Raw genomic sequence first — 19,821 nt, forward strand, 5'->3', positions numbered from 1 at the left:
GCCCAGTTCCAGCTGGCCCTGCAGCTGGCCAGCGGCAGCGGCGTCGAGCGCGACGAAGCGCGCGCCCTGGCCTGGTTCATCCGCGCCGCCGAGCAGGGCCACGCACTGGCCCAGTACAACCTCGGCAATATGTACTGCAGCGGCAGCGGCACCGCTCACGATCCGCAGCGCGCCGTCCAGTGGTACCGCCGTGCGGCGGAGCAGGGCGCCGCCAACGCGCAGTTCAGCTTGGGCGTGATGTACGCCACCGGCAGCGGCGTCGAGCGCAACGACGAGGCCGCCGTCCACTGGTACCGCCGCGCTGCCGAGCAAGGGGACGCCAGCGCGCAGAACAACCTCGGTGTCATGTACGCCAACGGCCAGGGCGTGCCGCAGGACGACGGCATGGCGCTCGACTGCTACGACCGCGCCGCCCGCCAGGGCCACGCGCTGGCGCAGTACAACCTGGGCGGCATGGTGATGAGCGGGCGCGGTTGCGCGGCCGACCCGGTGCGCGGCTACATGTGGATGCTCCTCGCCGCCGAAGCCGGCGACGAGACTGCCGCCGCCGCCAAAAGCCGCACCGCCCGCCACCTCACCCCTGAGCAGATCGGCAACGCCCTGGACTTGGCCCGCCGCTGGCAGTCCGGGCGGGTGCTGTAGGCCTCGCCGCCCGAAGCCGATCGAATCCCGCCGCCGCGCCCACTTCCCCGCGCGCAGCCTCCTCTTCCGGTCCTTTCTACGCCGGGCCTGCGCCGCGGCGGTCGACAAAGAGCGCGTTCCCGAAGATCTTCTTGGCCTGCTTCTTCGCTTCGCTGGCCGCCGTCGCCACCAGGTGGTGGTTCGCGAACTGCTGCGGCTCCACGCGCACCGCGCCGATCGACAGCGACATCAGCGCGTGGAACACCTTCTTCCCCTGCCGGTCTTCGCTCAGGTAGCCGCCGCGCTCCCGGTCGTCCGGGGAATGGAAGCCGGCCACCTGGGCCGCGAAATCGGCCAGCATGCCGTGGCAGCGCGCCTCCCAGTCCTCGCTCTGGAACACGACGATGAAGTCGTCCCCGCCGATATGGCCCACGAAGTCACGCTCCGGATCCGCATGCGCTGACAGGATGCCGCCCGCCAGCTGGATCACGTCGTCGCCCTTGCGGTAGCCATAGACGTCGTTGAACGGCTTGAAGTGATCGAGGTCGCAGTAGCAGGCCCAGAACCGTGCGCCGCTGGCGATCAGCCGCTCTACGTGCTCGTTGATCGGCACATTCCCCGGCAGCTGGGTGAGCGGATTCGCGTAGCGCGCCGCGTGCATCTGCATCTGGGTGATCTCGCGCATCAGGTCATGGCCCGTGCCCATACCCACGTAGACCCCGCGGTCGGTGACGATGAAGCCATTGAGCATGTGCTGCGCGCCGCCCTGCACCAGCTTCACGCTCACGGCCTGCAGCGAATCGTCCTTGTCCGCGACCACGGGTGTGGCGTCCATGAAGGCGGTGCAGGGCTTCCTGCCGTGCAGTTCGCGCTCGTAGGGCCGGGCGAAGTGCTCGATCATGTCAAAGCGGTTGACGAGGCCCAGCGGCCGCCTTCCGCATTCACGACCGGTACGATCTGCAGCGCGCGGTCGGCCGCGAAGCGTTCGTACAGCGCGTTGTTGGTGACTTCCGGCCCGACCGGGGTCACGTGCAGGGCCAGTCGTTCGACCGTGGGCTGGCGCTTGTCGGCGCCGTGCTGCGGATAGACCGCGACGCCGTCGCGCCGCAGCGCCTTCACCACCTCCGCCGGCAGGGCCGTGGCCGGGCTGGCGTTGGGGCGGCCCAGGTGATAGCCCTGGCCATAGCGCACGCCCAGGTCGCGCAGCACGAGCAGTTCGGCCTGGGTCTCGATCCCCTCGGCGATGACCAGGGTGTCCGATTCCTCGGCGATCTGCTGGATCGAGCGCACGAACTGCAGCTTGACAGGATCGTGGTTGATCCCCTGGATGAAGTGCATGTCGATCTTGACGTATTCCGGCCGCAGCTCGGACCACAGGCGCAGGCTCGAAAAGCCTTCGCCCAGGTCGTCGATCGCGATGCGGAAGCCCATGCGCCGGTAGTGCAGCACCGCCTCGCGCATCAGCTCATAGTCATAGGTCGGCTGGTTTTCGGTCAGCTCGATGATGACCCGGTCCGGGCTGATGCCGACGGCGTGGATCATCCCGATGGTCTCCCCATGCCGCGCATCGTCCTGCAGCAGGCTTTCCGGGCTCACGTTGAGGAACAGGTTCCCGTCCAGCCGCAGCTCGGCAAAGCGCTCCAGCACCACACGGCGGCACAGGTGCTCGACCTCCACGGTCATGCCGCAGGCACGGGCCACCTTGAACAGCTTGAGCGGCGAATGCAGCGGACTGTCCGACGGCCCGCGGATCAGCCCCTCGTAGCCCATGATGCTGGCGCTGTCCATACGCACCAGCGGCTGGAGCAGGGCGGTCAACTGGCGCCGCGCCACGATGTCGTGCAGATGGTCGGCGAGGTGGGCTTCGGAAGGCATGCGGTCGAGCGGCATCGGGACGGGCGGCGGGTGAATTGTTTCCTGATGGTATCGACCGTTTGTGACCAGTTGATGAAATGGCACACAGCGCACACTTTGGCCTGCGGGACGAAAAAGTTCTTTCAGGAACTTTTATGCAAGGGCTACAATAATCGTCACACTTTTGGCGCCCGGCGTTCCATACATGCAAGTACACGCCCGATTTCTCCTTGCTTTTCCGATCCTGGGCGGCCTGTCCGGCGCCGCAGCGGCGGCGAGCCTCGCTGTCACGGTGACCGATGCCGCCGGCAAGCCACTGGCCGATGCCGTGGTCTGGGCCGAGCCGAATGGCACGCTGCCCAAGGTCCTGAAGCCCGCCGAGATCGAGCAGAAGGGCCTCAAGTTTCTCCCTATGGTGACGGTGATCCAGACCGGCAGCCGCATCACCTTCCCGAACAACGACAAGGTGCGGCACCACATCTACTCGTTCTCGCCCGCGCACAAGTTCGACCAGAAGCTGTATTCGGGGACCGCCGCCGCCCCGCAGGTGTTCGAAAAGGCGGGGACCGTGGTCCTTGGCTGCAACATCCACGACACGATGCTGGCCTACGTGAAGGTGGTCGACACGCCGTTCTTTGCCAAGACCGATGCCCGCGGCGTCGCGCAAATCGACGTCCCTGTGGCGGGCCAATACGCGCTGCACGCCTGGCACTACCAGATGGGCGCCAGCACCAGCGCCGACCAGCTCCAGCAGGTGCAGGTCAAGCCGGGTGACGCACCCACCGCCGCGGCGTTCGCGCTGACCCTCAAGCCTGCGGCCCCCGCCGCGGAGTCGAGCGACTTCTAAGCCGATGACCTTCCGATTCAAAAGCCTGGAAGGGCGCATCGCCACGCTGTTCCTGCTCCTGATCCTGGTGGTGCAGGTGGCGGGCCTCGCCTTCATCCAGCAGGGCATCGTCAGCAACGCGCGCAGTGCCATCGGGGCCGAACTGGCCAACGGCGAAAAAGTCTTCCGCAAGCTGATGGAGCAGAACGCGCAGAAGCGCCGCTTCTCGGCCCAGATCCTGGCGCGCGACACCGGCTTCGTGCAGGCCATCGGCAACCACGCGGACGACGACCGTCCCACCATCGAATCGGCCCTCAGCAACTCCACCAGCCGCGCGCGCGCCGACTTCAGCATGCTGGTGGACGCGGAGCACAAAGTCATCGTCCCCGCGGGCCCGATGCACAGCGCGCCGCTGGAAGCGCTGGTCATGCGGCTGCTCGACCAGGCGGAGCAGGCCGATGGTGCCGCCGGTACCGCAGTCGTTGGCGGCAAACCGTATCAGCTGGTGGTCACGCCCGTGAAGGCGCCGATCACCATCGGCTGGGTCGTGATGGGCTTTGCCGTCGACCGCCAGCTGGCGCAGGACATGAAGGAGCTGTCCGCCCTCGACGTGGTGATCGTGGCGCACGCCGAGGATGGCCGCTACCTGCCAGTGGATGGCACCCTGGGCGCCAATCATATGGCCGAAGTGGCCGGGCAGCTGGGGCGCGTGGGTGGCCCCGTGCAGCTGAGCGACCTGCGCATCGGGGGCGGCAAGTACAGCGCACGCATCGTCCCCGTGGGCCGCGACAACCGTGCCAGCGCGGTCCTGGTGCGCTCCTTCGATGAAGCCACCTCCGAATATACCCGTCTCGAACACCGCCTGATGGCCCTGACCGTGGTGGGCATCCTGGTCGCCGCCGTCGCCGCTATTTTCACCGCCAAGCGCATTGCCCAGCCGCTGGCGCAGCTGGCCGGAACCGCGCGCCGCTTCGAGCGCGGCGACTACCGCGACGTGGTGGGCTTCGCGCGCGACGACGAAATCGGCGCGCTGGCCAAGGCCTTCGACAGCATGCGGGACGGGATCGCGCGGCGCGAACGCGAGATCACCCGGCTGGCGTACTGGGACCCGCTGACCGACCTGCCGAACCGCGCGCAATTCGTGCAGCTGCTGGACGCTTCCTTGAAGCAGGCCTCGTCGTCCGGCCAGGACGTCTCCGTGCTGATGATGGACCTGGACCGCTTCAAGCACGTGAACGACGTGATGGGCCACAGCTTTGGCGACGCGCTGCTGCGCACCGTGGCCGAGCGCGTGCGCGGACAGGTGGCTGCGGCCCACGCCGACGCTCAATTGGCCCGCCTTGGTGGCGACGAATTCGCCGTGCTGCTGCCCGCAGGCCTGGAGCAGGCCCGCCTGCTGGCCGATGGCGTCCTGCGCGCGCTGGAGCAGCCGCTGTCGCTGGAAGACCAGACCGTGGACATTGGCGCCGGCATCGGCATCGCCGCCTGCCCCGCGCACGCCCGCGATGCGGAGACCTTGATGTCCATGGCCGAAGTGGCGATGTACGCCGCCAAGCAGCGCAGCGAAGGCGCGGTGGTCTACGACGCCGTCTTCGACAAGGCCAGCGAACAAAGCCTGTCCCTGCTCACGGAGCTGCGCACCGCCGCCGAGAACGACGAATTCCGCCTGCATGTGCAGCCCAAGATTTCGCTCTCCACCGGCGCGGTGGTCGGCATCGAATCGCTGGTGCGCTGGCATCACCCGGTACGCGGCAACGTCTTCCCCGACGAATTCATCCCCTTCGCCGAGCAGACGGGCTTCATCCGCGTCCTCACGCGTTGGGTGCTCGACCGCTCGGCCGCGCTGTGCCGCGAACTGCAGCAGCAGGGCATCCACATCAAGTGCTCGGTGAACCTGTCCACCCGCGACCTGCTGGACCAGGACCTGCCGGCCAAGTTCAACGACGTGCTGGCGCGCCATGGCCTGTCGCCGTCCTCGTTCTGCCTCGAGATCACCGAGAGCGCCATCATGGACGACCCGGTGCGCGCGCAACAGACCCTGTACCGCCTGCACCAGATGGGCGTGGACCTCTCGATCGACGATTTCGGCACCGGCTATTCTTCGCTGGCCTACCTCAAGCGCCTGCCAGTGAATGAGCTGAAGATCGACAAGTCCTTCGTGCTGAATATGGAGAACGATGTCGGCGACACCAAGATCGTGCGCTCCACCATCGACCTGGGGCACAACATGGGCCTGCGCGTGGTCGCCGAGGGCATCGAGAGCGAGGCCGTGTGGCGCCTGCTTGCGGACCTGGGCTGCGACCAGGGGCAGGGCTACTTCATGAGCCGTCCGCTCCCTGCGGACAAGCTGGCCGACTGGGTGCGCAACTGGCAGCCGCCGCTCGGCGTGGCGGACGACGCGGCCGTCGCCATCTAGGGCTGTCATTCCCATCTTCTTTCGAACAAAGTTCGGTGGCAGGTCAGCTATGATCGTCGGGCGCCGGGGTGACCCGGCCGCGCGATCACAACCAAAACTCGGAAAGCCACCATGTCCCTGAAACACGCCACGCTCGTGGCCAGCCTGTGCGCCGCCTTCAGTGCGGGCAGCGCGCTGGCCCAGTCCTGCCCGGCCAGCGGCACCCCGCTGACCTACCCGGTAACGAAGAAGGTCGACCAGACCGACACCTACCACGGCACCGTCATCGCCGATCCGTACCGCTGGCTGGAAGACGCCAACAGCGACGAGACCCACCAGTGGGTGGAAGCGCAGAACAAGGTCACGCAGGCCTACCTCGGCCAGATCCCGCAGCGCGAGGCGATCAAGCAGCGCCTCACCAAACTGTGGAACTACGAGCGTTACAGCGTCCCGTTCAAGGAGGGCGGCCGCTACTTCTACAGCCGCAACGACGGCCTGCAGAACCAGTCAGTCCTGTACACCATGAAGACGCTGGCCGACAGCCCGCGCCTGCTGCTCGACCCGAACACCCTGGCCGCCGACGGCACGGTGGCGCTGGCCGGGATGGCCGTGAGCCCGGACGGCAAGCTGCTGGCCTATGGCACCGCGGCCTCGGGCTCGGACTGGAACGAATGGCATGTGCGCGACATCGAGACCGGCAAGGACCTCACCGATCATCTCAAGTGGGTCAAGTTCTCCGGCGCCGCGTGGACGCATGACGGCAAGGGCTTCTTCTACAGCCGCTACGACGAGCCGAAGGCCGCCACCGCGCTGGCCGACGTGAACTACTTCCAGAAGCTGTATTACCACAAGATCGGCACCCCGCAGAGCGAGGACACGCTGGTCTACGACCGCCCGGACGAGAAGGAGTGGGGCTTCGGCGGCCACGTGACCGACGATGGGCGCTACCTCCTCATCACAGTCACCAAGGGCACCGCGCAGAAATACCGCGTGTTCTACAAGGACCTGACCAAGCCCGGTGCCAAGGTGCAGCCGCTGATCGACGAGTTCTCGGCGTCGTGGGACTTCATCGACAACGATGGCCCGGTGCTGTACTTCGTCACCGACAGCGGCGCCCCGCGCTCGCGCATCGTCGCCATTGACGTGCGCCAGCCTCAGGCCGCGCAGTGGAAGACCATCGTGCCGGAATCGGCCAACGCGCTCACCGGCGCGAACCTGGTCAACAACCAGCTGGTGGTCGAGTACCTGGCCGACGCCAAGAGCCAGGTCAGGGTGTTCGACCTGAAGGGCAAGGCGGTGCGCGAGATCGCGCTGCCCGGCATCGGCTCGGCCGGTGGCTTCGGCGGCAAGAAGCACGATACCGAGACCTTCTACTCGTTCTCCAGTTTCACCACGCCGACCACCATCTACCGCTATGACCTCAAGAGCGGCAAGAGCAGCGTGTTCCGCCAGCCGAAGGTCGACTTCAACCCGGCCGACTACGAGACCCGCCAGCAGTTCTACACCTCGAAAGACGGCACCAAGGTCCCGATGTTCATTGTGTCGAAGAAAGGGCTGAAGCTGGATGGCTCCAACCCGACCTACCTGTATGGCTATGGCGGCTTCAATATCTCGATGACCCCCGGCTTCTCGCCGGCCAACCTGGCGTGGATGGAGATGGGCGGCGTGTACGTGATGGCCAACCTGCGCGGCGGCGGCGAATACGGCGAGGCGTGGCACGAGGCCGGGACCAAGCTGCACAAGCAGAACGTGTTCGACGACTTCATCGGCGCGGCCGAATGGCTTATCGCGAACAAGGTGACCTCGCCGGCCAAGCTGGCGATCGGCGGCGGCTCGAACGGCGGCTTGCTGGTCGGTGCCGCGCTGACCCAGCGCCCGGACCTGTTCGGGGCTGCGATCCCGCAGGTTGGCGTGCTGGATATGCTGCGCTTCCACAAGTTCACCATTGGCTGGGCGTGGACCTCGGACTACGGCTCGTCCGAGAACGCGGACGAGTTCAAGGCGCTGCTCAAGTACTCGCCGCTGCACAACCTGAAGGCCGGCACCTGCTACCCGGCGACCATGATCACCACTGCCGACCATGACGACCGCGTGGTTCCGGCCCACAGCTTCAAGTTCGCTGCAGCCGCCCAGGCGGCGCAGGCAGGCGGCGCCCCGGTCATCATCCGCATCGACACCAAGGCGGGACATGGCGCGGGCAAACCGACCACCAAGCAGATCGAGGAGGTGGCGGACCGCTGGGGTTTCCTCACCCGGACCCTCAACATGGCGGTTGAACCCACCAAGATGGCGGGCGCGGCGCACTGATCTGGTGCATTGGGGGCGCCAGAAGTATCTTATTCCACTACTTCTGGCGACTCCTGCGCTACTTCGTCGTAGTTTCTTCCACTTGCCGTACAGATACGGCATAGTTTGCGCATCAGCAATCTCCTTGATTGGAATGCAATGCGCTCCAAAACCCGTGTCACGCTCTGGGCCATTTTCGGCGCCGCCACCCTGCTGGGGGCAGCGGCGATCGGCCCGATCCCGCAACCGGCCGAATACCACGCCCTCGCGGACCAGCGGACGCTATTCGGCGTTCCGCGGGCAGCGGACGTGCTGTCCAATCTCGTTTTCCTGTTCGTTGGCCTGTATGGCCTGAGCGCGATGGAGACCGCGCGGCGGGTGCGCGTGCTGCGGCCGATGCGCATGTGCTACGGGATGTTCTTCTGCACCCTGATCGCGACCGCCGCCGGCTCCGCGTGGTACCACTGGGCGCCGGACGACGCCCGTCTGCTGTGGGACCGGCTACCGATCGCCGTGGCCTGTTCCACGCTGCTGTCGATCGTGCTGCGCCAATGTCTGAATCTGCCGCGCTGCATCTCCCCGCTGCTGCTCGGGTTTGCGCTGCTGAGTGTCGCCTGGTGGGGCCTGATGAACGATTTGCGCCCCTATCTGCTGCTGCAACTCGCGACGATGGTCGTGATTCCGGCGGCCCAGCAAAGCGCTGCCGTATCCAGCGAGGAGCGGCGCGCCTTCGGTGCCGCCGTCGGATGTTACGTGCTGGCCAAGCTGTGCGAAATGGCCGATGTGCGCCTGTACGAACTGTTGCCCCTGTCCGGCCACACGCTCAAGCACCTGCTGGCCGGCCTGGGTGCCTTCTTCATCGCCCACTATTTCGTGACCCGCGCCAAAGCGCGCCGGTCCCCGGTTTCGGGCTAAGGCCGCACGCGCGCCCCGCGCGCGGCCACCCCCACTTTCCCCCAATCGGGGACGTACCCCGCCCCCACGCCGGGGACGTACTCCGCCTTAGACCCGTAGGAATCCACTGCTTTGTTACTATTTCGCTCCCGCCGAGATAATCAAAAACGATGAGTTATCAAGGGGTTGCGGCGCGCGGGTTAATCTCGCAGTATTCCGGGAATCGGGGACGTACCCCGCTCTGGGAGAAGGGACGTACCCCGGAGTAGAGGGGTAGGAAAAGGCTGAGCGGGGCCTTCGGCTCGATAATCGGAGGTGGGAATTAGCGGTGGACCACGACCATCAGGGCTTTGGCCTCGGTTTTCGCCAGATTGCGGATGGTGTGGTTCTGGTCGGCGGGGTAGCGGGCGGTCCCGCCGTGCTTGATCTTGCGCTTCTCGGCGCCGACTTCCACCTCGACCGCGCCGGTCACCACCGTCAGGTGCTCGATTGTCCCCGGGTCGTGCGCCTGGGACGCCAGTTCCCCACCGGGCGCCAGGGTCAGCTCATACCATTCATACTTGCCGGCGAGGTCCATCGGCCCCAGGATGCGCAATGCATAGCCAGCGTGCGCGCCCGGCAGGGTCGGGGTCTCGTGCGCGTCCATCACGCGGATCGTCTCCACCGCCCGCACCTCGGCCGACAGCAGCTCGCCGATCTGCACCCCCAGCGCGTTGGCCAGCCGCCACGTGATGGCGATGGTGGGATTGGCCTTTTCGCGCTCGATCTGCGAGAGCATCGACTTGGACACGCCCGCAATGCGCGACAGGTCCTCCAGCGTCAGCCCGCGGGCGAGCCGGAGGCGCTGCAAGGTGGCGCCGACTTCTGGCGGGGCGAGGTTGGTAACCGGTTTATTCATAAGCTTATAGCTGGCTTGCCAAGTTCAATGGCAAGGGGTAAGATTCGATATATTGAATTCGCGTTCGAAATACAGAACCTGTTCCAAACATCGAACGCACAGGCAACGGTACATCATCCGTGAACAACCGGTCAAGCCGGTCCAACCAGGGGACGAGGGACACATGAGCGATCAAGCGTTTTACAGCAGCCTGCAACAGAAGCTCGGCACGCTGAAAGAAGAAGGGCTGTTCAAGCCCGAACGCGTGCTGGCTTCGCGCCAGGGCGCCGAAGTCGTGGCCGAAGATGGCCGCACCCTGATCAACATGTGCGCCAATAACTACCTGGGCCTGTCCGGCGACCTGGAAACGCAGAAGGCTGCGGAAGCCGCGCTGCAGAAGTACGGCTACGGCCTGTCCTCGGTGCGCTTCATCTGCGGCACCCAGACCGTGCACAAGGAACTGGAGCGCAAGCTCTCCGAATTCCTCGGCACCGAAGACACCATCCTCTACGCCGCCGCCTTCGACGCCAACGGCGGCGTGTTCGAGCCGCTGTTCGACGAGAACGACGCGATCATCTCGGACGCCCTGAACCACGCTTCCATCATCGACGGCGTCCGCCTGTGCAAGGCCGCACGCTACCGCTACGCCAACAACGACATGTCCGACCTGGAAGCGCAGCTGCAAGCGGCCACACAAGCCGGCAAGCGCCACAAGATCATCGTGACCGATGGCGTGTTCTCCATGGACGGCACCATCGCGCAGCTGGACAAGATCGTCGAGCTGGCGCAGAAGTACAACGCGCTCACCATGATCGACGAGTCGCACGCCTCCGGCTTCATGGGCCAGACCGGCCGCGGCACCCACGAGCACCACAACGTGATCGGCAAGATCGACATCATCACCGGCACCCTGGGCAAGGCCCTGGGCGGTGCGATGGGCGGCTTTACCTCCGGCCGCAAGGAAGTCATCGAAACGCTGCGCCAGAAGTCGCGCCCCTACCTGTTCTCCAACACCCTGGCGCCGATGATCGCGGGTGCCTCGCTGGCAGTGCTGGACCGGATCAGCAAGTCCACCCAGCTGCGCGATCGCCTGCACGAGAACACCGCCTACTTCCGCAAGGAGATCGAGCGCATCGGCTTCACCATCAAGCCGGGCACCCACCCGGTGGTTCCGGTGATGCTGTTCGACGCGCCGGTGGCGCAGAAATTCGCGGCCCGCATGTTCGACCTCGGTGTGCTGCTCTCCGGCTTCTTCTACCCGGTGGTGCCGATGGGGCAGGCCCGCGTGCGCGTGCAGCTGTCCGCCGCCCACACCCGCGAGCAGCTGGACCGCGTGCTGGCCGCCTTCGAGCAGGCCGGCCGCGAACTGGGCATCCTCAAATAAGAACGCAAGGACCTCGGAAATGGAACGTATCCTCATCATCGGCGCCAATGGCCAGATCGGCAGTGAACTGGTCGAGGCGCTGGCCCGCCAGCACGGCGCGGACAACGTCATCGCCTCGGACATCAGCCCCACCAACGTCTACGACGCCAAGCGTTACGAGCGCATTGACGTGATGGACAAGGCGGGTCTGGCGGATTTCATCGCGGCCGAGAACATCACCCAGGTCTACCAGCTGGCCGCGCTGCTGTCGGCCACCGGCGAAAAGATGCCGCTCAAGGCCTGGGACCTGAACATGGACGGCCTGCTGAACATCCTGGAGATCGCCCGCGAGCGCGGCGAAGCGGGGAAGCCGCTGCGCATCTTCTGGCCCTCGTCGATCGCCGCCTTCGGCCCGAACACCCCGTCCACCAACACGCCGCAGTACACCGTGATGGACCCGACCACCATCTACGGCATCTCCAAGCTGGCCGGCGAGCGCCTGTGCGAGTACTACTTCACCAAGTACGGCGTGGACGTACGCAGCATCCGCTACCCGGGCATCATCAGCTTCAAGTCGCCTCCGGGCGGCGGCACCACAGACTATGCGATCGCGATCTTCCACGCGGCCCTGCGCGGTGAGCGCTACGATTGCTTCCTCGGCCCCGAGACCACGCTGCCGATGATCTACATGCCGGACGCGATCCGTGCGACCATCGAACTGATGGACGCACCGGCCGACAGCATCAAGATCCGCTCCTCGTATAACGTGGCCGGCGTCTCGTTCAACCCTCGCGAGCTCGCTGCGGCCATCCAGGAGCAGCGCCCGGACTTCCAGATCGCGTACACGCCGGACAGCCGCCAGGCCATCGCCGACACCTGGCCGAAGAGCCTCGACGACAGCGCCGCCCGCGAGCACTGGGGCTGGCAGGCACGCATCGGCGTGGACGAAATGGTGACCGACATGCTGGCCAACATCGACGTGAGCATCACCGAAGCCGCATAAATACAATACCAATAAGAGAACGCCGCCAGGCCTGCATTCGCGGGCCTGGCGGCTTTCCCGTTGAAGAAGCACCCACCAAACCACAACTATAAATAGCCCCTGGAGACACACAGACATGGACATGAGCGTTTTCGATCTCTTCAAGATCGGTATCGGCCCATCGAGCTCGCACACGGTCGGCCCGATGGTGGCCGCGCGCCGCTTTCTGCTGGAAGCGAGCCCGCTGGACGACGCGGTCAGCGTGGAAGCGGCGCTGTATGGTTCGCTGGCGCTGACGGGCGTCGGCCACGGCACCGACAAGGCCGTGATCCTCGGCCTGATGGGCGAAACCCCGCAGGACATCGATCCCGATAGCGCGGACGATCAATTCGCCAATGCGCAGCTGGACGGCGTGCTCCAACTGCTCGGCACCCCGAAGGAAGTCCCGTTCACGCTGGCCTTCCACAAGCAGGAGACCCTGCCCGAGCACCCGAACGGCATGCGCTTCACCCTGCGCTATGCCGACGGCCGAGAGTTCGTGCGCGAATACTATTCGATCGGCGGCGGCTTCATTCGCGCTGCCGGCGAAGAGCAGGGCGGTGAAGACGCGCCGGGCGCGCCCATCCCGTACCCGTTCGACACCATGGAGCAGCTGCTGGCGCTCGGCCAGCAGAGCGGCCTGTCGATTCCGGCGATGATGCGCGCGAACGAGGAAGCGCGCATGAGCCGCGAGGCTTTGAACGAAGGCCTGGACCGCATCTGGCACGTGATGCGCGACTGTATCGCCCACGGTCTCGTGACGGAAGGCCAGCTGCCCGGTGGCCTGAACGTCAAGCGCCGCGCCGCGCGCCTCTGGCAGCAGGCCGAAGCCGCAGGCCAGGCCGACGGCCTGCCGCACGACGCGCTGCATCACGTCACGCTGTACGCGATGGCGGTCAACGAAGAGAATGCGGCGGGTGGCCGCGTGGTCACGGCGCCGACCAATGGCGCCGCGGGCATCATCCCGGCGGTGCTGCGCTACTTTGCGGAGGACTGCAAATCGGCGGACCCGGACGAAGGCCTGCGCAAGTTCCTGCTGACCGCATCGGCGATCGGCATGCTGTGCAAGCGGAATGCGTCCATCTCGGGCGCGGAAGTGGGCTGCCAGGGCGAAGTCGGCGTGGCTTGCGCGATGGCCGCGGCGGGCCTGGTGGCGGCGCTTGGTGGTTCCAATGCGCAGATTGAAAACGCGGCGGAAATCGGCATCGAACACCACCTCGGCATGACCTGCGACCCGATCGGGGGCCTGGTGCAAATTCCCTGCATCGAGCGCAATGGCATGGGCGCCATCAAGGCCATCACCGCGGCATCACTGGCGTTGAAGGGCGACGGCACCCATTTCGTCAGCCTCGATAACGTCATCGAGACCATGCGCCAGACCGGGGCCGACATGCAGGCCAAGTACAAGGAAACCTCCCTTGGCGGCCTGGCCGTGCATGTGGTGACGGTGAATCACCCGGCCTGCTAAAAAACGCGGCTTACATCGTCGGCGAGAACTCGCTGCGCCAGCGCTGGCCGCCGATGTCGCCGCTGCAGGACTTCATCCGCAGTCCCGTGGCGGTCGACTCCAGGCAGCGCGTGCGGCCCGTGAACTGGTTGGTGAGCCGGACATAGCGCCGGTCCGCGCGCACGGTGCTGACCTTCCACAGCTGGCCGCTCGCGTTGGCACACGCCGCCATCTGCACCTTGTCGTTGCGGCCATCGTTGACCACATCGAGGCAGCGGGCGCCCGTGGTGAACTGGTTGTGAAGGCGCACGTAGCCCGGCTGCTCGCTGCGGCGCAGGGTCCACTGCTGGCCGGAGACCTGGCCACAGGCAGCCATGTGCAGCTGGTTGTTGGTCCCGTCGTTGACTACATCGAGACACTGGCCGCGGCCAGACCATTCGTTCTGCAGGTAGGTCGGCTCCGCCGCAGGCAAGGCGGCGGAGGCGGAGAGGGTGGTCAGGCTTAGGGCGATGGTGATGGCAATGGCGAGGAACTGGCGTTGCATGGACGTCTCCTTCGTTGTTGTGCTGCGGTGGTAGGAGATTTCATCTTAGGCAAGCGCCAGGCTTGCCAATGTGTCCAGTCAGCCCGACTGTGTATCCAGTTGTATCCGCAATCGTTTACATGGTGGGTGACCACTGCGCGAGCCAGCGGTGACCGAGCTCGCGGCGGTCGCACGGAGAGATTTTCAGGCCCGATCCCATCGACTCGAGGCAGCGTGTCTTGCCCGTGGCCTGGTTGGTGAACTGCAGGATGCCGCCGGCTTCCCCGCTGGTCTGGCCCGGCGCGAGCATGGCGCTGCGCTGCACTGCCCATTGCTGGTTGTCCGCGTCGGAGCATGCAGCCATGCGCACCGCCGGGCCATTGGCGCTGGTGTTCACGGCCAGGCACTGCTCCGCGCCACCGCCGACGGTGTGCACGCGGAAGTAGCCGGGCAGGGGACTGCGCTCCAGCACCCACTGCTGGGCAGCCGACTTGTCGCACTGCGCCATCTGCACCGCGTCCTTGTCCGCCGCGAGGCACTTGGCGCGGCCGTCGAAAGCGTTCTGCAGGAAGGTGGTGTCGGGCGCCGCGCCGGTCGCCTTGGGCGCAGCCGAGCCGGCGAAGGCGGGCGCCGAGGCCACTACAGCGAGGGCGAAAACGGCGGTGTGAAAGCGGCTCTGCATGGACATCTCCTTGTTGTAATGGTCTGGCAACGATATCAGTTAAGTAACGCGTCGTCGAGGACCGCCGCCTGATTCTGACGTCCATCGTGCACTGCACTATAATCGTTGGTTCCCGATCATCGAATCCAGCGGCCAGTCCCATGCGATACGTTTCCACCCGCGCCACCGGCGCGTCCCAAAGCGCCACCTTCTCTGACATCCTGCTTGGCGGCCTCGCGCCGGACGGTGGCCTGTATCTGCCTGCCGAGTACCCGCGCGTGACCGGCGCGGAGCTCGACGCCTGGCGCCAGCTGTCGTACGCCGACCTGGCCTTTGAGGTGCTGAAGAAGTTCGCCACCGATATCCCGGAGGCGGATCTGAAGGCGCTGGCCGAGAAGACCTACACGGCGCAGGTGTACCGCAACGCGCGCGCCGGCGAATCGGCAGAGGAGATCACGCCCCTGCGGGTGCTGGAGGACGAAGGTCGCCGCAAACTGGTCCTGCAAGCCCTGTCCAACGGCCCCACGCTGGCCTTCAAGGACATGGCGATGCAGCTGCTCGGGAACCTGTTCGAATACGCGCTGGCCAAGAAGGACCAGCAGTTGAACATCTTCGGCGCCACCTCGGGCGACACCGGCAGCGCCGCTGAATACGCGATGCGCGGCAAGAAGGGCATCCGTGTTTTCATGCTCTCGCCGCACAAGAAGATGAGCGCCTTCCAGACCGCGCAGATGTTCTCCCTGCAGGACCCGAACATCTTCAACATCGCCGTCGAGGGCGTGTTCGACGACTGCCAGGATTTGGTGAAAGCCGTCTCGAACGACCTCGAATTCAAGGCCCGCTACAAGATCGGCACCGTCAATTCGATCAACTGGGCGCGCGTGGTGGCGCAGGTGGTCTATTACTTCCGCGGCTATCTCGCGGCCACGAGCTCGAATGACCAAAAGGTCTCCTTCACTGTCCCCTCCGGGAACTTCGGCAATATCTGCGCGGGCCACATCGCCCGCCAGATGGGCCTCCCCATCGACAAGCTGGTGGTCGCCACCAACGAGAACGACGTGCTGGACGAATTCTTCCGCACCGGCGTGTACCGGGTCCGCAAGTCGGCCGAGACCTTCCACACCAGCAGCCCGTCGATGGACATCTCCAAGGCGTCCAACTTCGAGCGCTTCATCTACGACCTGGTAGGCGGCGATTCGGAGCGCGTGCGCGCCCTGTTCGCGAAGGTGGAAACCGACGGCGGCTTCGACCTTTCCGGCGCGCCGGGCAGCGATGGCGACGAGGTCAAGCGCGTGGGTGAATACGGCTTCAAATCCGGCAAGTCCACGCACGACGACCGCCTCGCCACCATCCGCGACGTGGCGGACAACTACGGCATCACCATCGACACCCACACTGCGGACGGCATCAAGGTCGCGCGCGAGTACCTGGAAGAGGGCGTGCCGATGATCGTGCTGGAGACCGCGCTGGCGGCCAAGTTCAACGAGACCATCCTGGAAGCGCTGGGCACGGACGCCGAGCGCCCGGCCGGTTTCGAGAACATCGAGGCGCTGCCGCAGCGCTTTATCGTGCTGCCGCCGGACGTGGCCAAGATGAAGGCCTACATCGCTGAACACACCGGGCTCTGAGCCATGGCCTACACGCCCAAGCCTCTGATGCCGGTGCAGGACGCGCTGGACTTCCTGCTGAAGGCCGCCCGCACCATCGACGGCACCGAAGTGGTGCCCACGCTCGAAGCGAATGGCCGGGTGCTGGCAGAGGCCGTGCGCTCGACCATCAATGTGCCCTCGGCGGACAACACGCAGATGGACGGTTACGCGGTGCGTGCCGCCGACTGCACGAGCGGCGAGACCACGCTGGAAGTGGCGCAGCGCATCCCGGCGGGCCAGGTCGGCGCGCCGCTTCAGCCTGGCACCGCCGCGCGTATCTTCACCGGGGCGCTGATTCCGGAAGGGGCGGACGCGGTCGTGATGCAGGAAGTCTGCGAGGCCTCCGCCGATGGCAAGTCGGTCACCGTAAGGCACATGCCAAAGTCCGGCGACTGGATCCGCCGCACCGGCGAAGACATTGTGCAGAACAGCGTGATCCTGGAAGCAGGCACGCGCCTGCGCAGCCAGGAACTGGGGCTGGCGGCATCCGTCGGCCTGGCGCAGCTGTCTGTACGCCGCCGCGCCAGGGTGGCCGTGTTCTTCACCGGCGACGAGCTGACCATGCCGGGCGAAGCCCCGGGCGGCCAGCTCGCTCCGGGTGCCATCTACAACTCCAACCGCTTCACGCTGCGCGCGCTGCTGCAGGACCTGGGCTGCGACGTGACCGACTACGGCATCGTGCCCGATTCGCTGGACGCCACGCGCGCTACCTTGCGGGCCGCGGCACAGGAGAATGACCTGATCATCACCTCCGGCGGCGTCTCCGTCGGCGAGGAAGACCACATCAAGCCCGCCGTGGAAGCGGAAGGGCGGCTGAACATGTGGCAGATCGCAGTCAAGCCGGGCAAGCCGCTGGCGTTCGGGGAGGTCGGCAACGCCTTCTTCCTTGGCCTGCCGGGCAATCCGGTATCGAGCTTCATCACCTTCCTGATCTTTGTGCGGCCCTTCCTGCTCAAGCTCCAGGGGGCCGCGGCGAAGGCGCCGCGTGCCTTCCAGGTGCGGGCGGACTTCGACTGGCCCAAGCCGGATCGCCGCAACGAATTCCTGCGCGCGCGCGTCAACGACCACGGTGGGCTGGACCTGTTCCCGAACCAGGGCTCAGGCGTACTCACATCCACCGTTTGGGCCGATGGGTTGATCGACAATCCGCCCGGCCAGGCCATCCAGCGCGGAGACCTGGTGCGCTTCATCCCGTTCAGCGAGTTGATGGCATGACCGTGACGCTGAAGTTCTTTGCCAGCGTGCGCGAGCAGCTGGGCGTGTCGTCCGAGGCCATCGAGCTGCCGGCGAACGTCGCCACCGTTGGTGACCTGCGCGCGCATCTGATGCAGCGTGGCGTCACATGGGCCGAGGCCCTGAACCCCCGGCGCGCCTTGCGCATGGCCTGCAACCAGGTCATGTGCGCCGAGGATGCGCCGCTCACCGACGGGGCGGAAGTCGCCTTCTTCCCGCCGGTGACGGGCGGCTGACTTACTTTACCTCGTCGCCTTCCACGCAGATGGCGCACGGCGCGCCGGTCTTCCACAGGTAGTAGCGGCGCGCGGTGAATGCGGCAGCGGCAACCAGCGCCCAGCCAAAGGACGGTGCCAGGACATCGTCCAGCGCGCGGTCCTGCAGCATCTGGCCGCCGGCGATGGCGAGGGTGGCAAGACCGGTCGTGTACAGGAACATCTTCACAAAGTGTTCGGCGCGTTGCATGGTCGTTATCCTTTTTCCGTCTGATTAAAGTGCCGCCATGAATTTGGCGATGGCGTCATTGACCTGCTGCGGCTGATCGATCTGCGCGAAGTGGCGCGCCGGCGACACCGTCACCACCTGCAGCTTCGGCGTCCCGGTCATCAGCTTGCGGATGTATTCATCCTTGGCCGCCAGCGTGATGCCGGCGTTCTGGTGGTCGACATCGAAGTAGGGCGCGATGACCAGCACCGGCGCCGTGATCTTCGGCAGGTCCGCGCGCAGGTCCAGCGCCAGGATCGCACCGGCGTAGTTGGCGACGGAAGCCGGGTCGCTGCGCGAGGACAGCCTGGCCATTGCATCCGCCTTGCTCATGTCGATGCTGCCGATGGTGCGCATGTATCCCACCTGCTGCGCATCAAACGCCTCCTTGCTGGCCGCCGCCATGCGGGCCTTGAAGCCGGCCGCCATCTGCGGGCGCTGCTCGGCGGGCATCATCTCGGTGCCGGGGAACACCGGCATGCCGTCGATGGCAACCACGCCGCCGACCAGGCCCGGGTTCTGCTCCGCGAAGGCGATCGACAGCGTCGCACCCAGGCTATGCCCGGCCAGCACGGGCTTGGCCAGCTTGCGGGAGGTGATCAGGGTCTTCAGGCTGTCGAGGGCCGATGCGATCAGGTCACCCTGGATGGCCGGGCGGCCATCAAAGCCCGGCAGCGTCACCACATAGATCACATGGTCGGCCTTGAAGCGGCGAATGGTCTCCTGCCACGCCCACGGGCCACTGGACAGACCAGGGATCAGCACCATCGGCGAGCCATGGTCGCCGTGGCGCTCCACCAGCATGGACCCGGCCTGGAACGACTCGGCGGGTGCAATCAGGTTGGCGAAAGGCGCCGCGGCGGGAGCCGAAGTGGTGGCAGCATCGGCCGCGAACGAAAGGGCAGGTGCGGCAAGGGCCAGCACGGCCGCAAAAAGCAGGCTGTGTTTCATGTCAGTCTCCTGGGTTTGAAAACTAAGTTTGTAAAACTACTCTGAAAAGATCGCTTCGATCGGTTTGCCGAACAGCCGGGCCAGGGCGAAGGCCAGCGGGAGGCTGGGATCGTACTTGCCGGTCTCGATGGCGTTGATGGTCTGGCGCGAGACTTCCAGGAGGTCGGCCAGGTGGGCCTGGCTCCATCCCTGCTCAGCGCGCAGTTCGCGGATGATGTTGTTCATTCTTCGGCCCTGCTGAACCAGTTGCGCAGGCAGCTCACCGCGCCCCACACGGAACCAAAGCCGACCCACACGCTGAACATGGAGAGCTTGGGGTAGCCCGCCGTTTCCATGAAGCCGTAGGTGAAGGTCCAGCCGATAGTGGCCACCGCCGCAATCGCCATGTTCTCGAGCAGCACGCGGCGGATGTATTCGTCCATGCGCTGGTAGGCGCGGGCCATGGCCCAGAAGGCGGCGATCATGCCGACCATCGGGCTGACCATGACGGCCGTCTTCAGGTTCCCGGCCTCCATCTGTTTGCCGAAGTGGACCGCCGCCATCAGCACGACCGTGTAGAGCACCAGCGACGCGATCAGCTCCTTCACGTACACCTTGGCTTTTTCTTTCTCTTTCATTTCGTCCCCGTTGTGGTGTAAAGTATGCTTGACATCGTAGACGCCGTTGAACCACATGTCAAGCAAACTTTACATCGTGGTTTTTCGTCTACAATGCGGCTCCTTCAGCCGACCCGCCGT

The 19,821-nt window shown here is 65.8% G+C and carries 18 protein-coding genes and 1 pseudogene; 11 read left to right on the top strand and 8 right to left on the bottom strand.

Features of this window, described 5'->3' with window-relative positions; translation table 11 throughout:
• On the top strand, positions 1–642 hold a 642-nt coding region (locus E4L96_RS00955), incomplete at its 5' end, for a tetratricopeptide repeat protein (protein WP_135205372.1).
• A 76-nt stretch (positions 643–718) separates the two neighbouring features.
• Here E4L96_RS00955 and E4L96_RS00960 read toward each other — a convergent pair.
• A pseudogene (locus tag E4L96_RS00960) lies at positions 719–2,511 on the bottom strand (GGDEF domain-containing protein).
• A 169-nt stretch (positions 2,512–2,680) separates the two neighbouring features.
• Between E4L96_RS00960 and E4L96_RS00965 the strand changes: the two are divergent.
• The 4 genes from E4L96_RS00965 (at position 2,681) to E4L96_RS00980 (ending at position 8,897) form a co-directional block, all read left to right on the top strand.
• Positions 2,681–3,322: a methylamine utilization protein gene (locus E4L96_RS00965; RefSeq protein WP_135205373.1), complete on the top strand. Its 642-nt coding sequence runs from the start codon at positions 2,681–2,683 to the stop codon at positions 3,320–3,322.
• Between the two features lie 4 nt (positions 3,323–3,326).
• Positions 3,327–5,717 (top strand): putative bifunctional diguanylate cyclase/phosphodiesterase, encoded by a 2,391-nt coding sequence (locus tag E4L96_RS00970; RefSeq protein WP_135205374.1) that lies wholly within the window; start codon positions 3,327–3,329, stop codon positions 5,715–5,717.
• 111 nt (positions 5,718–5,828) lie between these two features.
• Complete coding sequence (locus tag E4L96_RS00975) at positions 5,829–8,003, top strand: prolyl oligopeptidase family serine peptidase (RefSeq protein ID WP_135205375.1); 2,175 nt, start codon at positions 5,829–5,831, stop codon at positions 8,001–8,003.
• Between the two features lie 138 nt (positions 8,004–8,141).
• On the top strand, positions 8,142–8,897 hold the full coding sequence (locus E4L96_RS00980; protein ID WP_135205376.1) for a hypothetical protein: 756 nt from the start codon (positions 8,142–8,144) through the stop codon (positions 8,895–8,897).
• Between the two features lie 301 nt (positions 8,898–9,198).
• On the opposite strand, the gene E4L96_RS00985 is transcribed toward E4L96_RS00980, so the two are convergent.
• On the bottom strand, positions 9,199–9,774 hold the full coding sequence (locus E4L96_RS00985) for a helix-turn-helix domain-containing protein (protein WP_135205377.1): 576 nt from the start codon (positions 9,772–9,774) through the stop codon (positions 9,199–9,201).
• 163 nt (positions 9,775–9,937) lie between these two features.
• Between E4L96_RS00985 and E4L96_RS00990 the strand changes: the two genes are divergently transcribed.
• The 3 genes from E4L96_RS00990 (at position 9,938) to E4L96_RS01000 (ending at position 13,605) form a co-directional block, all read left to right on the top strand.
• A complete protein-coding gene (locus E4L96_RS00990) occupies positions 9,938–11,137 on the top strand; it encodes a glycine C-acetyltransferase (protein ID WP_135205378.1) in 1,200 nt (399 codons plus the stop codon).
• Positions 11,138–11,156: 19 nt separating this feature from the next.
• Positions 11,157–12,119, top strand: coding sequence for an NAD-dependent epimerase/dehydratase family protein (locus E4L96_RS00995; protein ID WP_135205379.1), 963 nt, complete (start codon positions 11,157–11,159; stop codon positions 12,117–12,119).
• A gap of 115 nt (positions 12,120–12,234) precedes the next feature.
• The gene (locus tag E4L96_RS01000; RefSeq protein ID WP_135205380.1) at positions 12,235–13,605 is read left to right on the top strand and encodes an L-serine ammonia-lyase; all 1,371 of its coding nucleotides are present in this window, start codon (positions 12,235–12,237) and stop codon (positions 13,603–13,605) included.
• A gap of 10 nt (positions 13,606–13,615) precedes the next feature.
• On the opposite strand, the gene E4L96_RS01005 is transcribed toward E4L96_RS01000, so the two are convergent.
• Positions 13,616–14,128 carry an RICIN domain-containing protein gene (locus tag E4L96_RS01005; protein ID WP_135205381.1) on the bottom strand — a complete coding sequence of 171 codons (513 nt, stop codon included), beginning with the start codon at positions 14,126–14,128 and terminating at the stop codon, positions 13,616–13,618.
• 115 nt (positions 14,129–14,243) lie between these two features.
• On the bottom strand, positions 14,244–14,789 hold the full coding sequence (locus E4L96_RS01010; protein WP_167758558.1) for an RICIN domain-containing protein: 546 nt from the start codon (positions 14,787–14,789) through the stop codon (positions 14,244–14,246).
• Between the two features lie 140 nt (positions 14,790–14,929).
• Between E4L96_RS01010 and thrC the strand changes: the two genes are divergently transcribed.
• From thrC to moaD, 3 genes are read left to right on the top strand one after another with little or no spacing between them, the layout of a single operon-like run.
• On the top strand, positions 14,930–16,396 hold the full coding sequence (gene thrC / locus E4L96_RS01015) for a threonine synthase (RefSeq protein WP_135205383.1): 1,467 nt from the start codon (positions 14,930–14,932) through the stop codon (positions 16,394–16,396).
• Positions 16,397–16,399: 3 nt separating this feature from the next.
• Positions 16,400–17,632 carry a molybdopterin molybdotransferase MoeA gene (locus E4L96_RS01020; RefSeq protein ID WP_135205384.1) on the top strand — a complete coding sequence of 411 codons (1,233 nt, stop codon included), beginning with the start codon at positions 16,400–16,402 and terminating at the stop codon, positions 17,630–17,632.
• Positions 17,629–17,886 (top strand): molybdopterin converting factor subunit 1, encoded by a 258-nt coding sequence (gene moaD, locus E4L96_RS01025; protein ID WP_135205385.1) that lies wholly within the window; start codon positions 17,629–17,631, stop codon positions 17,884–17,886. Before E4L96_RS01020 ends, moaD begins: the two co-directional genes overlap by 4 nt.
• Position 17,887: 1 nt before the next feature.
• On the opposite strand, the gene E4L96_RS01030 is transcribed toward moaD, so the two are convergent.
• Genes E4L96_RS01030 through E4L96_RS01045 form a run of 4 tightly spaced genes read right to left on the bottom strand, consistent with a single transcriptional unit; the run spans position 17,888 to position 19,701 of the window.
• Positions 17,888–18,115 carry a hypothetical protein gene (locus tag E4L96_RS01030; RefSeq protein WP_135205386.1) on the bottom strand — a complete coding sequence of 76 codons (228 nt, stop codon included), beginning with the start codon at positions 18,113–18,115 and terminating at the stop codon, positions 17,888–17,890.
• 24 nt (positions 18,116–18,139) lie between these two features.
• Positions 18,140–19,084 carry an alpha/beta fold hydrolase gene (locus E4L96_RS01035; protein WP_135205387.1) on the bottom strand — a complete coding sequence of 315 codons (945 nt, stop codon included), beginning with the start codon at positions 19,082–19,084 and terminating at the stop codon, positions 18,140–18,142.
• A gap of 36 nt (positions 19,085–19,120) precedes the next feature.
• On the bottom strand, positions 19,121–19,309 hold the full coding sequence (locus tag E4L96_RS01040) for a helix-turn-helix transcriptional regulator (protein ID WP_135205388.1): 189 nt from the start codon (positions 19,307–19,309) through the stop codon (positions 19,121–19,123).
• Positions 19,306–19,701 (bottom strand): hypothetical protein, encoded by a 396-nt coding sequence (locus tag E4L96_RS01045; RefSeq protein WP_135205389.1) that lies wholly within the window; start codon positions 19,699–19,701, stop codon positions 19,306–19,308. The genes E4L96_RS01040 and E4L96_RS01045 overlap by 4 nt, the downstream gene beginning before the upstream one ends.
• Positions 19,702–19,821 lie beyond the last annotated feature (120 nt).

This window comes from Zemynaea arenosa, assembly GCF_004614185.1.
Taxonomy (GTDB): Bacteria; Pseudomonadota; Gammaproteobacteria; order Burkholderiales; family Burkholderiaceae_D; genus Telluria; species Telluria arenosa.

What these genes read in the sequence shown, in the direction of transcription:
- E4L96_RS00965 (WP_135205373.1), top strand. Translation starts at nt 2,681, where the DNA reads ATGCAAGTACACGCCCGATTTCTCCTTGCTTTTCCGATCCTGGGCGGC.
- E4L96_RS00970 (WP_135205374.1), top strand. Translation starts at nt 3,327, where the DNA reads ATGACCTTCCGATTCAAAAGCCTGGAAGGGCGCATCGCCACGCTGTTC.
- E4L96_RS00975 (WP_135205375.1), top strand. Translation starts at nt 5,829, where the DNA reads ATGTCCCTGAAACACGCCACGCTCGTGGCCAGCCTGTGCGCCGCCTTC.
- E4L96_RS00980 (WP_135205376.1), top strand. Translation starts at nt 8,142, where the DNA reads ATGCGCTCCAAAACCCGTGTCACGCTCTGGGCCATTTTCGGCGCCGCC.
- E4L96_RS00985 (WP_135205377.1), bottom strand. Translation starts at nt 9,774, where the DNA reads ATGAATAAACCGGTTACCAACCTCGCCCCGCCAGAAGTCGGCGCCACC.
- E4L96_RS00990 (WP_135205378.1), top strand. Translation starts at nt 9,938, where the DNA reads ATGAGCGATCAAGCGTTTTACAGCAGCCTGCAACAGAAGCTCGGCACG.
- E4L96_RS00995 (WP_135205379.1), top strand. Translation starts at nt 11,157, where the DNA reads ATGGAACGTATCCTCATCATCGGCGCCAATGGCCAGATCGGCAGTGAA.
- E4L96_RS01000 (WP_135205380.1), top strand. Translation starts at nt 12,235, where the DNA reads ATGGACATGAGCGTTTTCGATCTCTTCAAGATCGGTATCGGCCCATCG.
- E4L96_RS01005 (WP_135205381.1), bottom strand. Translation starts at nt 14,128, where the DNA reads ATGCAACGCCAGTTCCTCGCCATTGCCATCACCATCGCCCTAAGCCTG.
- E4L96_RS01010 (WP_167758558.1), bottom strand. Translation starts at nt 14,789, where the DNA reads ATGCAGAGCCGCTTTCACACCGCCGTTTTCGCCCTCGCTGTAGTGGCC.
- thrC (WP_135205383.1), top strand. Translation starts at nt 14,930, where the DNA reads ATGCGATACGTTTCCACCCGCGCCACCGGCGCGTCCCAAAGCGCCACC.
- E4L96_RS01020 (WP_135205384.1), top strand. Translation starts at nt 16,400, where the DNA reads ATGGCCTACACGCCCAAGCCTCTGATGCCGGTGCAGGACGCGCTGGAC.
- moaD (WP_135205385.1), top strand. Translation starts at nt 17,629, where the DNA reads ATGACCGTGACGCTGAAGTTCTTTGCCAGCGTGCGCGAGCAGCTGGGC.
- E4L96_RS01030 (WP_135205386.1), bottom strand. Translation starts at nt 18,115, where the DNA reads ATGCAACGCGCCGAACACTTTGTGAAGATGTTCCTGTACACGACCGGT.
- E4L96_RS01035 (WP_135205387.1), bottom strand. Translation starts at nt 19,084, where the DNA reads ATGAAACACAGCCTGCTTTTTGCGGCCGTGCTGGCCCTTGCCGCACCT.
- E4L96_RS01040 (WP_135205388.1), bottom strand. Translation starts at nt 19,309, where the DNA reads ATGAACAACATCATCCGCGAACTGCGCGCTGAGCAGGGATGGAGCCAG.
- E4L96_RS01045 (WP_135205389.1), bottom strand. Translation starts at nt 19,701, where the DNA reads ATGAAAGAGAAAGAAAAAGCCAAGGTGTACGTGAAGGAGCTGATCGCG.